Origin of the sequence: Lysobacter sp. 1R34A, from assembly GCF_051217035.1 — a bacterium.
Taxonomy (GTDB): domain Bacteria; phylum Pseudomonadota; class Gammaproteobacteria; order Xanthomonadales; family Xanthomonadaceae; genus Lysobacter.
On the sequence record NZ_JBPKJP010000017.1, the window covers coordinates 38,906 to 51,186 of the forward strand.

Consider the following 12,281-nt stretch of genomic DNA (forward strand, 5'->3'; position numbering starts at 1 on the left):
GCGCGGCCACGCAGACGTGGCGTCCGCGCGGACAGGCGGATCAGGCGACCGCGGCGTCGAGCGTGGTCTTGAGCGCGTCGCGCCAGTGCGGAATCGACAGACCGTACTCGGCCTGCAACCGGCCGGTGTCGAGCACCGAATAGTTCGGCCGCCGCGCCGGCGTCGGATAGTCGGCAGTGGTGATCGGCAGCACCCGCGGGCGGCGCTCGATCAGGCCGCGGGCCTGGGCGTCTTCGAAGATCGCTTCGGCGAAACCGTGCCAGCTGGTCTGCCCGCCGGCCACGATGTGACGTACACCGGACTCGGCGATGCCCTGGCGCAGCACCGCCGCCGCGACATCGGCGAGCAGCCAGGCCGGGGTCGGCGAGCCGTGCTGGTCGGCGACCACGCGGAGCTCATCGCGCTCGGCGCCGATGCGCAGCATGGTGCGCAGGAAGTTGTGGCCGTGGGTGGCATAGACCCAGGCCGTACGCAGGATCAGATGGGTGGCGCCGCTGGCGCGGATCGCCTCTTCGCCGGCCAGCTTGCTCTCGCCGTAGGCGCTGAGCGGACCGGTCGGATCGGTTTCGAGATACGGCCGGGTGCCGTTGCCGTCGAAGACGTAATCGGTCGAGTAATGGACCAGTTCGATCCCATCGGCGGCGCAGAGCTCGGCCAGCCGCGCCGGCGCCTGCGCATTGACCGCGAACGCCAGCTCGCGCTCGGTTTCGGCGCGGTCCACCGCGGTATAGGCAGTGGCGTTGACGACCCGGTCGGGACGCACACGGCGCAGCAAGGGCTCGATCGTTTCGGCCTGGGCCAGATCGAGCGTTTCGCAGGCGCTGCCGTCGGCGGCCAGGCGTCCGCTGCGGGTCGTCACGACCAGCTCGCCGAGCGGAGCGAGGCTGCGACGCAGCTCATGACCGACCTGGCCGTCGCCGCCGAGCAACAACACCCTCATCGCCTGACCTTTCATGGCCCGGCCTTTCATGGAATGTAGACCGGCAAGCGGTCTTCGGCGATGTCCTTGAGCAAGGGCGCAACCGCGTCCTTGGCGGACAACGATGGGTCGCTGACCGGCCAGTCGATCGCCAACTGCGGATCGTCCCAACGCACGCCGGCATCGGCCTTGGCGTCATAGGTGTTGGTGCACAGATAACTGAACACCGCGCGCTCGCTGACCACGGCGAAACCGTGCGCGAACCCTTCCGGAATCCAGAAATGGCGCTTGTTCTCGGCGCTCAACACCACCGCGGTCCAACGTCCGAAATGCGGCGAGCCGCGACGGATGTCGACCGCCACGTCCCAGACCTCGCCCTCGATCACCGAGACGTACTTGCCTTGCGGGTTGGGCCACTGGTAGTGCAGGCCGCGCAGCACGCCGCGCGCGGACGAGGAGACATTGCCCTGGACGAAGCGCGGGTTGAGGCCGGCGGCCGCAAGCTTGTCCTGATTGAACGATTCGTAGAAAAACCCGCGGGCATCGCCGAACACTTGCGGTTCGATGACGACGCAGCCGGGCAGATCGGTTTCGATAATCTTCAAAAGCGGTTCCTTTACGGCACGAAGCCGCGCTCGGCCAGGCCGAGCAGATATTGACCATAACCGTTCTTCGCCAGGGGACGAGCGAGCTCGGCCAGCTGATCGTTGTCGATCCAGCCGTTGTTCCAGGCGATTTCCTCGGGGCAGCAGATGCGCAGACCCTGGCGGGCTTCGATGGTTTCGATGAAGTTGGAGGCTTCGAGCAAGGATTGATGGGTGCCGGTGTCGAGCCAGGCATACCCTCGACCCAACTGCTCCAGATGCAGCGAGCCTTCCTCGAGATAAACCCGGTTGAGGTCGGTGATTTCGAGCTCGCCGCGCGCCGAAGGCTTCAGGCTCGCGGCGAAATCGCTGGCGCGGCCGTCGTAGAAATACAGGCCGGTCACTGCGTAGTTGGAGCGCGGCTTGAGCGGCTTTTCTTCCAGGCCGACGACCTTGCCTTCGCTGTCGAAGTCGGCCACGCCGTAGCGTTCCGGGTCGCTGACCCAGTAACCGAACACGGTCGCGCCGTGCTGGCGCTGGTCGGCGCGCTTGAGGATCGAGGTCAGGCCGGGGCCGTGGAAGATGTTGTCGCCGAGCACCAGGCAGCTCGGCTGGCCATCGACGAATTCGCGACCGATCAGATAGGCCTGGGCCAAACCGTCCGGGCTTGGCTGCTGCGCATACTCGATGCGCATGCCCCATCGCGAACCGTCGCCGAGCAGAGTCTTGAACAGCGCTTGCTCGTGCGGCGTGTTGATGATCAGCACGTCGCGGATCCCCGCCAGCATCAGCACGCTGAGCGGGTAGTAGATCATCGGCTTGTCGTACACCGGCAACAGCTGCTTGCTGATGCCTTGGGTAATCGGATACAGCCGCGTACCGGAGCCGCCGGCAAGGATGATGCCCTTACGGTTCATGCGTGATTCCTCTTGAGCGGCCGCTTCAGGCCTGGCCGATGCGTTCCAGTCGATAGCTGCCGTCGAGCACGCGCTGAACCCAGGCCTGGTTGTCGAGATACCAGTCGACCGTACGGGCGATGCCTTCCTCGAAGGTCACCGTGGGCGCCCAGCCGAGCTCGCTCTTGAGCTTGCCGGCGTCGATCGCGTAACGGCGATCGTGGCCCGGGCGGTCGGCGACATAGGTGATCAGCGACTCGCGGGCGCGGCCGTCGGCGAGCGGACGACGCTCGTCGAGCAGTGCGCAGATCGTCTTGACCACGACGATGTTGGCGCGCTCGGCATCGCCGCCGACGTTGTAGGTCTCGCCGATGCGGCCGGCTTCGAGCACGCGCGAAATCGCCGCGCAGTGGTCGCCGACGAACAGCCAGTCGCGAACGTTGAGGCCGTCGCCGTAGACCGGCAGCGGCTCGCCGGCCAGCGCCTTGGCGATGATCAGCGGGATGAGTTTCTCGGGGAACTGGAATTGCCCATAGTTGTTCGAGCAATTCGTGGTCAGCACGGGCAGACCGTAGGTGTGATGGAAGGCCCGCACCAGATGGTCGGAAGCGGCCTTCGACGCCGAGTACGGCGAGTTCGGCGCGTACGGGGTGGTCTCGGTGAACTTGCCGGTGTCGCCGAGGCTGCCGTAGACCTCGTCGGTCGATACGTGCAGGAAACGGAACGCGTCGCGGGCCGAAGCATCGAGCTGCTTCCAGTAATCGCGCACCTGTTCGAGCAGGCTCAGGGTTCCGACGACGTTGGTTTGCACGAATGCCGCCGGACCTTCGATCGAGCGGTCGACATGGCTTTCGGCGGCGAAATTGATCACCGCCTGCGGGCGGTGCTCGGCGAGCAGCCGCTTGAGCAGGGCGGCATCGCCGATGTCGCCCTGGACGAACACATGGTTCGGATCGCCGTCCAGGCTGCTGAGGGTGTCGAGATTGCCGGCATAGGTCAGCGCATCGAGATTGACGACCTTGATCCCCTTGCGGACGGCATCGAGGACGAAGTTACCGCCAATGAATCCGGCGCCGCCGGTCACAAGCCAAGTAGGCACTCAGGACACTCCTTTATTGATCGACTGAGATCGAACCGGCCAAAGGCCGCAGATGCCTCGACACCGAACCGCAGCCTGAATGCACTGCTGTCCAGCACAAGGCCGGCTCGACAAGTGCGCGATTGTAATGCCTATCCGGGTAAGGCCCGCAAACGACAGGGCCGGCACTTAAGACAGCTGACAGCTTCCTGTCGCGACTGAGGCACGGTCCGAACGTGATGCCCGACGGTCCGGGACCGCCTGCTTCTGAACCAGCCGAGGGGCGCCTCCCTCTTGACGCCGTATGCTGCCGATAAAGCTCGGGCCCGGGGCCAGAAGCTCGGCCATATCACGCGGAAAGCCACACAAGATCAAAAAACACCAATTAAAACAATTAGATATAAAGCTAACCGCATCGCAGCATTCATCGGCATTATTAACTCACGCCCATCTGATCGCATCGCTTCCGACCAAGCACAGCCCCGTCCGGGTCATAGACAGCTCAGGGGCCAGGGCCTCAGGCGCTCGATGGCTTCATTTCGGCCAACGCGCGCACAGCGCGAACCGCAGCGTCTAGTCCAGATAAGCCGGGAATACCGGCAGCGCCTTGAAGTCATCCATGGAGTGTTGGATCACCACGCGGGCGCGCTGGTTCTTGACGATCCGTTCGATGCGGTCCATCGACGCCAGGGTCTCGCTGCGGCTGACGTTGAACACCGGCATGCGTTTCTCGGCGCGGTTCTCGTGCGAGTGATACAGGTCGCCGGACAGCAGGACCGGCCCCGAACGCGGCAGGCGCAGCAACAACACCTGGTGGCCCGGCGTGTGCCCTGGCGCCTTCAGGATGCGGACGCTGCCATCGCCGAACACGTCGTGGTCGCCGTCGATCAACACCGTGGCGGCCTGCTTCTGGGTTGCGATCAGCTTGGCGTTGGTGCGCGGCGGCGCCGGAACGGACCGGATCCATTCGAGCTCCCTGCGATTCACGATCCAGGTCGCCTTCGCCAGCGCATTGGCGTTGCCGAGATGGTCGCCATGGGCGTGCGAGAAGGCGAAGTGCTCGACGTCGTCGAAACCCAGGCCCAACCGTCCGAGTTGGGCGGCGACGGCGGTATCGACGATGGCGCGGTAGAAAGGAAGCTGAGTGCCGCCCGCCGGCTCGGCGTAGCGGTCGCCCAGGCCGGCTTCCCACAGCAGGTCGCCTTTGGGGTGACGGATCAGGAAGCAGGGCGTCATCAGGGTGCCGGGATGACCGTCGTATTCGCCGGTGTCGGCGAACGGCCCGAGGTCGGCGAACTGGGCGCGGCCGCAGTCCATGGCATACAGCTTGAGATCCGGCTCGGCGGCCGAGGCCTGCGAAAGCGACGCGAGCAGTACGGCGGGCAGCAGGAAACGTTTCAGCAACGAGGTCATGACCTTGCTCCGAGTGGGGCGATGATGGGGTGCTAGGCGATCGCGCTCGCGCGTCAGCAGCGTTGACGGTGCCGGGCCAGGCGCTCTTCGATCAGGATCCGGGCGACCTCTTTCGCCGACGAGGATGCTTCCGCCGAGCCGGTGCGCAGTGCGGTGACGATCGCGCCGTCGATCAGCATCATCAGTTGATTCGCCAGGTCCGCGGCCGGGCGCACTTGCGCCTCGAGCAGCAGGCGTTCGAGATAGGCGGTGACTTGTCGCTTGTGATCGTGGGCGACCGCATGTCCGGCGTGCTCGCGATCGGCCAGTTCGACGATCGAATTGATGAAGACGCAGCCGCGAAAACCGCTGCTGCCCAGGCGTTCGCCCAGCGCGTCGAACACCGCCAAGGGGCGGGCGCTCGGGTCGCCGGACCAGCGATCGACCGCGTCGGCCAGCCATTGCCGCCAGGCGACGCCGAGACGGGTCAGGACTTCGGCGACCAGGTCGTTCTTGGACGGAAAGTGTTTGTAGAAGCTGGCCTTGGCGACGCCCGACCGATCGATGATGCCGTCGATACCGACCGCGCGTATGCCTTGCGCATAAAACAGCTGCGAGGCGACCGCCAGGATGCGCTCGCGCGGAGGGGGATTCGGGGTTGGCGCGGCGGAGGCCATGGACCAACTATACAGACAGGTCTGTCTATGTCAAAGCGATGGGCTCGGATCGCCGTGCGCCCTGCCCCGGCTCTGCCGCCGTCGGTGATGCCGCCAGACTTTTCGACCTGTCCAGACAAAGCAAAGGCAGGAGCCGGAGCTCCCGCCTTTGCGTCAACGCTTGAATGGAGCGCGTTACGGCTTTGGGTCAGAACTTGTAGCCGACGGTGACGCTGTAGCTGCGGCCGAGGATGCTGACGTAGTCGCTGGAGTCGCCGAGGAAGCTGTTCGGGTCGTAGAACGGCTGGCGATCGAACAGATTCTTGATGGTGAAGCCGACGTTGAGCTTGTCGGTCGGACGCCAGGCCAGGCTCAGGTTGGCGGTCCACCACGACGGCACGTCCTCGCACTGCGCTTCGGGCAAGGGCAGGTAACCGGCGGTGCAGGTCTCCGGATTGTTGTCTTCGGCATCGACGCGGTCCCAGGCCCACTTGGTATGGCCGACGTAGTTGACGAAGAAACTGGTGGTGAACTGGCGGTAGTTCCAGTCGGCATTGATCGTGGCGCGCAGGCGCGGATTGCTGTGGTAGCCCACGGTGTTGCCGTAGTACCAGCCGTTCTCGTCGTCGAGGTAGGCCTCCTTGCGGCGCGCGATGGTCGCGGCCACGCCGACGTTGAGGCTGCCCCACTCGCCCAGCGAGAAGCGGGTGCGGGCGTCGATGTCGAAGCCGTCGACCAGGGTGCGGCCCCGGTTCTTGTACTGGCCCACGACGCTGGCCACGTTGCCGACGCTGTAGCCCGGCAAAGTGCCCGGGCAGGCCACGCCGCTGGCCGGATCGGCGCACATCGCCGCCAACGCCGCCTGTGCGGCGCGGTCGGAGTCGGTGATCGGCGAGCGGGTCATCGATGCGATGTCCTCGGCCTTGCTGTAGTCCGGCGCGGCGATTTCGTTGCGGCGATAGATGAACCAGTAGTCGGCCGACACCGACAGCCAGTCGAGCGGCTCGAACACGAAGCCCAGGGTGGCGATCTTGGCCTTCTCCGGCTTCAAATCCTGGTTGGGCTGGGTCATGCGCGCCACGGTGCGGCTGCAGTCGCTGTTGAGCAGCGAGTTGCCGAGGTCGACGTCGCCGCCGCGGCGCGACTGGCGCAGCAGGTTGGCGATGGCGTTGGTCTCGGCGCAACGGACTTCGTCGCGGTAGCCGCCGAGCTGGGCGAACACGCCGCCGGTGCCGGATTCGGCCAGGCTCGGAGCGCGGAAGCCTTCCGAATAGGTACCGCGCAGCAGCAACTGCGGCAGCACCTGGTACTTGAGGCCGATCTTCGGCGCCAGGTTGGCATTGAAGTTCGGGTACTTGTCCACGCGCAGCGCGGCGTCCAGCTCGAGCTTGTCGGTCAACGGCGCGACCGCCTCGGCGAACAGCGCGTAGGTATTGCGCTTGCCGTCGAACCAGGAGCCGCCCTGCTGGGTGATCAGGCCGTTGGCGGCGTCTTCGTTGCCCGGGGTGTAGAAGGTCTCGCGGCTGACGTTGAAACCGAACGCCGCGCGCACCTCGCCGGCGGGCAGGTTGAACAGCGGGCCTTCGATCTTGCCGTCCAGGGTGTGCAGGCGGGTCCAGGACTGGATGTCGAAGGTCGGATAGGCCTCGCGCAGCAAGGCCGCATTGGCTTCGCTGATCTCGCCGAACTTGTACGCCGGGTGATCGGAGATGATCACTCGTCCGGTGCCCGGATCGACGGTGAACGGGCCGAATGCTTTACGGAAGCCGTCGATGTTGACGTTGACGGTCTGGTAGGTCACCGAATGCGTGCCGGCGGACGCGAACGCGGTTTCCCAGTTCCAGTCCCCGATGCTGCCGCGCAGGCCGAACAGCCCGCGGTAGCTCTTGTCGGTGTTGCGCTGGCCGAAGTAGTTATCGCCGACGTCCTGCAACAGGTACTGCAGGCCGACCACCCCGCCGTTGATCGCCCTGAGTTCGGGGCTGGCGCGGTTGTACTCGTTGTTCGGGCCGAGGAAGGGATAGCGGAACTGGTTGACCGTGGTGCCGGTGTCGCGCGAGAACCAACTGGTCGGGTTGCCGGTGGTGGTGCCGAACGAACGCGGCGTGCCGCCGTTGGCGCGCAGGTCGATGTCGGTATAGGTCAGCTCGGCGAAGGCCTCGGTGTTCTCGCCCACCAGGAAATGCGCGTTGACGTACCCGGTGAAGCGCTCGGTTTCGGCGCCGGCATCGATCTCGTTGTTCATCCAGGTCTGCCAGATGCAACGCGGGCCGGCGGCTTCGCCGGTCAGCACGTTGTTGCAGCCCGGCGCAGCTTCCTGCACGCGCGCGCCGGTCCTGGGATTGATCGCGAAGTAGGTGCCGGGGTTGAACACGCCCGGCTTGCTGCCGGTGCCCAGGCGCAGGTTCTTGAGATAGTTGGGGTTGTTGACGTAGTACTGGTCGGGGCGCTTGTCGTAGAAGTCGCTCAGCGGAATCGCGTCGCGGCGATACATGTTGACCGAGGCGTAGACGTTGTAGCGGTCCTCGTCGAGGTCGCCGAAGCCGGCGGTGATGCTGGCCTGGTGCTCGCCATAGGAATCGATGCGCGAGGACTTGTCGGTGGTCACGCTGACCTCCGCGCCCTGGTAGTTGCGCTTGGTGATCACGTTGATCACGCCGGCCACCGCGTCGGTGCCGTACACGGCCGAGGCGCCGTCGGTCAGCACTTCCATGCGCTCGATCGCCGCGGCGGGAATCGCATCGATGTTGACGAACTGGGTCTGGAAGCCGGCCGGCGCGCCGTAGTACGACAGGCGGCGGCCGTTCAACAGCACCAGGGTGCCTTGCGCGCCGAGACCGCGCAGATTGGCCTGCGAGGCGCCGTCCGAGCCGGTGAACAACGAGCGCGAATCCTGCTGCGCCGGACGCGCCGCCGGCAGGTTGTCGAGCACCTGCAACAGGGTGCGCGCGCCCATGTTCTCGATGTCCTGCTTGCTGATGACCTGCACCGGCGAGGCGGTCTCGACATCCAGGCGGCGGATGTTGGAGCCGGTCACTTCGATGCGCGACAGTTCGGTGGTCTTGCCGGTGGCGTCCGTGCTGTCGGTCGTGCTCTGGCCATCCTGTGCGGCAGCAAGCGAGACGTGGCCCAGCAGTGCGACGGCCAGGGCCAACGACAGCGGGGTGGCGGGGATACGGGATGGGCAGTGGGCGCGTTGACGGCGCGAACGGCGGCTTGCGGGCAACATCGGAACTCTCCTGGCAGGATCTGCGGCGCGGATGGCGGACGAAAGGCAACAGCGATCCCGGGCCACGGCCAAAGGGCCGCAGTCGGTGTGGGCGGGGGGAGGAGCGGTGTTACGTATTCGGTGACGGGTATTCGGTGCGGGTGTTCGGTGCGGGTGTTCGATGGACGTAGCGGGTGTCGGGTGCTCGGGTCGGGTGCTCGGGTCGGGTGCTCGGGTCGGATGTTCGAATCGGGTGCTTCTGGCGTTGGCGTTTGGGGTCGAGTGCTCGCTGGGCTCAGGGCGGGAGGATGCCGACGCTGTCGCCTTCCTGGCCGATCAGCGCGGCGTTGGCCCAGTTCGCGCAGACCTGGGCGGGTTGGCTGCCCTGCGCGCCCAAGGTGCGCAGGCTCAGCGAAGACAGGCCGCGGATGTCGAGCTCCGGCTTGACCACGCCGGGCGCTTTCACCAATCCGCTGTCGTAGAGCAGTCGGTCGTCGCCCCAGACCTGGAACTGCAGGCCGCCGGCGGCGCGACAGGCATCGTCGATGCCGAGGTCGGCGCGCAGCAGACGCCACTGGCCTTGCAAGCGCAGGTCGATGCGGCTGCTCGGGCCGACGCCCAGGCCGCGGCGGAACAGCAGGCCGTTCATGCGCAGCCCGGCGTCGCCGTGGAAGGCGCGATCGGCGCGCGCTTGCCCGGCCAGCGCGGCCGGCAACGGCAGCTCGGAGAGATAGCGCTGCTGTGCCGGCCGCTCCGGTTCCTGGTGTTCGAGGATGTGGAAACTCGACAACGCGATCGGGCCGACGTCGCGCGGCTGCAAGGCATCGACCGCGCGCGCCGCGCCGCCCTGGGCGGCGGTGACCATCGGGTCGGTGCTGGAAGCGCCGTCGCCCTCCGGGTTCTGCACGCTGAGTACGCGGAAACGCAACAGGCGGCCGGCGCGGGCCGGGAAGTCGATGCGCTGCAGTTCCTGCTGCAGTCGCAGGCGGCCGCGCGCGACCGGCTGGCCCCACTCGCCATTGCTGTCGCCCAGGTAGACCTCGTAGTCGCGCACCTGGCCGTGCTTCCAGTTCTTGTCGTTGCGCGGCGCCAGCTCGATGCCGTCGATCAACTTGCGTTCGCCGAAGCCCACCGTCCATTCGTGAGCGCCGGTGCGCACAGCTTGGTTACGCACGCTGCGGAACCAGGTCTTGGGGTCGTCGTCGAACGCATTCTCCAGCGCGTGGCCGGGCTCTTCCGCTGGGCGGCTGACCACCAGCAGGCTGTCGGACGGCAAGGCGCGGCCCTGCGCCGGCGCCGCCGGGAACGCGTCGTCGGCCGCGGCCGCGGCGACCGGGATGTCCAGCGCGAACTCCAGCGGCTTGCGGATGTCGGTGACCGCGGTGCGCACGTGCACGCTGCCCTTGCGATCGGCCGCATCGAAATACCAACCCTCGCTCGCCGCTTGCAGCGCCGCGGCATCGGCCAGCTGCGGCAAGGCGCGTCCGTCCAGCGACACCGCCCGCGGTGTCTGCCGGCTCAGCATGCGCAAGGCGTAGCGGCGTTGCGGCAACTGGCCTTGGTACTGGCCCTGCACCGCCTCGATGCGCAGCGTCACCGGGCCGCTGCCATGCGCCGGCGCGCTCATGCGCACCTGCTGGGTGCTCGATTCGCCCTGCTCGTGGCGACGGGTGTTGCCGTCGTCCTCGTACATCGCGTACTGCGATTCGCCCTGCGGATACAAGTCGAAGGTGATCTCGTCGAGCGGCTTCTCGCCGTCGAACAGCATCGCCGGGTGCATCGGCAGGATCGCACCGGCGCGCACGAACAAGGGCAAGGTGGCGAGGTCGACCTGACGGTCGAGTTCGCGGCCGGCAGCGCCGGCCTGCACGCTGCGCCCGTCCCAATAGTCGATCCAGCGGCCGGCCGGCAGATGGATGCCGCGCCGCCAGCCGCGGCTGGCGGCCTGGCTGCGGTAGACCGGGGCCACCAGCAGGTCGCGGCCGAGCAGGAACTGATACTTGTAGGCCTCGTCCTGGGCGTGCGGGTCCTGCGGGTAATCCCACATCAACCCGCGCACCGGCGGCGCGCCGGTCTGCGCGGCCTGCTGGGTCAGGCCGTACATGTACGGCGTCAGCCGCATCTTCAACTTCAGGTAATCGCGGTTGATGCTGCGGTACGGCTCGTCGAACCACCACGGGTGTTTGCGCGCATTCGACGACCAGCCCGACATGCCCATCAGCACCGGGGTGAACGCCTTCCACTGCAGATCGCGGGTATAGGTCTCGGCGCTGCCGCCGAAGATCGCGTCGACGTCGCCGGTGGCATAGGCCATGCCCGACAGGCCCGAGCCGATCAGGGTCGGCACGTGCCAGCGGATGTAGTCCCAGCTCGCGCTCTGGTCGCCGGTCCAGGCCACCGCATAACGCTGGATGCCGGCCCAGCCCATCACCGTCCACAGGAACGGGCGCGAGTCGGAGTTGTGCAGAATGCCGTTGAACGCCGACTGGTTGGCGTCCATCGCGAACTGATAGCCCTTGCCGGTCCACGCCACGTCGAGCTTCTGCACCCGGCTGCCGGCGGTGCCGACTTCCCAGGCGATCTTGTCGACGCCGTTCTCGGTCCACAGGCCGGTGCGGAAACCGTACTTGGCCAGGCCCTTCACGGTTTCCGGCAGTTGCTTGTAGCCGCAACCGTAACCGTCGTTCGGCAGGATCCAGCCGCCGGGCATGTCGTGTTCGCGATACTGGCGCGCCACGCTGTCGACCACATCCGGCGTGGTGCCGGTGGGGCCGTCGCGCCAACCTTCCGGCACGGTGCCGGGCTTCTTGCCGTTGTCTCCGTCGTTGTAGCAATCGGCGTCTCCGTACGACAGCGCCCAGCGCGCCAGTAAACCGGGACGGCCGGTCAGACGGGTGTAGCGCTCGAGCAGGCGCGGCAGCTCGCCGATGAAGTAATACGCGTCGAAGCGATCTTCGCGATGCAGCAAGGTGGCCTGATCGGACTGGCGCAAGTCGTAGCTGCCGTCGCTCCAGGTGTTGCGCAACATGCCCCAACCGCGCGAGCTCAACAGCATCGGCGCCGGGCTCGGGCGATCGCCTTCTTCCCAGCCGCCGGAATAGGACACTTCCAACTCGCGACCCTTGAACTGATAGCGGCCGTTCTGCTGGCCGCCGCCGTAGAACGCCTCGTCGGCCTGCGAAGACAGCACTTGCACGCTCTGCGCGGCATCGAGGTCGAGCGGTTGCAGTTCCTGCCACAGCGGCGTGCGGCGCTCGCCGTCGATCCGCTCCAGCCGCAGCTTCAACGGTTGCCGCTGCACGTGCAGCACCAGGGCGCCGGTGCGCACGCGCACTTCGGCGTCGTCTTCTTCCAGCGCGGCGGCGACCTTCTCCGCCGGCTGCGGCAGCACGATCGGCGCGGCCTTGTCGCCGGCCGGCGCCAGCTTGCCGCGGCGCCCGGCCTGCACCCGCACGATGTCGTCGGCCAGGACCTCGATGCGCACCACGCTGCCGGTGTCGGTGCTCAGCTCCCAGCCCGGCGTCGCGCCGCCCGCGGCGCGCACCGCG

General features: G+C 66.9%; 8 protein-coding genes. All 8 read right to left on the reverse strand.

The window, feature by feature from the left end; all coding sequences use genetic code 11:
- Nucleotides 1–40: 40 nt before the first annotated feature.
- A complete protein-coding gene (gene rfbD, locus ACSAMQ_RS07095) occupies nt 41–940 on the reverse strand; it encodes a dTDP-4-dehydrorhamnose reductase (RefSeq protein ID WP_435394995.1) in 900 nt (299 codons plus the stop codon).
- 26 nt (nt 941–966) lie between these two features.
- Nucleotides 967–1,524, reverse strand: coding sequence for a dTDP-4-dehydrorhamnose 3,5-epimerase (gene rfbC, locus ACSAMQ_RS07100; protein WP_435394989.1), 558 nt, complete (start codon nt 1,522–1,524; stop codon nt 967–969).
- 11 nt (nt 1,525–1,535) lie between these two features.
- The gene (gene rfbA, locus ACSAMQ_RS07105) at nt 1,536–2,420 is read right to left on the reverse strand and encodes a glucose-1-phosphate thymidylyltransferase RfbA (protein ID WP_435394990.1); all 885 of its coding nucleotides are present in this window, start codon (nt 2,418–2,420) and stop codon (nt 1,536–1,538) included.
- Between the two features lie 25 nt (nt 2,421–2,445).
- Complete coding sequence (gene rfbB / locus ACSAMQ_RS07110) at nt 2,446–3,498, reverse strand: dTDP-glucose 4,6-dehydratase (RefSeq protein ID WP_435394991.1); 1,053 nt, start codon at nt 3,496–3,498, stop codon at nt 2,446–2,448.
- Nucleotides 3,499–4,050: 552 nt separating this feature from the next.
- Nucleotides 4,051–4,890 (reverse strand): N-acyl homoserine lactonase family protein, encoded by an 840-nt coding sequence (locus tag ACSAMQ_RS07115; RefSeq protein WP_435394992.1) that lies wholly within the window; start codon nt 4,888–4,890, stop codon nt 4,051–4,053.
- A 53-nt stretch (nt 4,891–4,943) separates the two neighbouring features.
- Nucleotides 4,944–5,546: a TetR/AcrR family transcriptional regulator gene (locus ACSAMQ_RS07120; RefSeq protein ID WP_435394993.1), complete on the reverse strand. Its 603-nt coding sequence runs from the start codon at nt 5,544–5,546 to the stop codon at nt 4,944–4,946.
- 187 nt (nt 5,547–5,733) lie between these two features.
- On the reverse strand, nt 5,734–8,685 hold the full coding sequence (locus tag ACSAMQ_RS07125; protein WP_435394996.1) for a TonB-dependent receptor domain-containing protein: 2,952 nt from the start codon (nt 8,683–8,685) through the stop codon (nt 5,734–5,736).
- 343 nt (nt 8,686–9,028) lie between these two features.
- Nucleotides 9,029–12,277, reverse strand: a complete 3,249-nt coding sequence (locus tag ACSAMQ_RS07130) for a TIM-barrel domain-containing protein (RefSeq protein ID WP_435394997.1) — start codon at nt 12,275–12,277, stop codon at nt 9,029–9,031.
- Between the last annotated feature and the right edge of the window lie 4 nt (nt 12,278–12,281).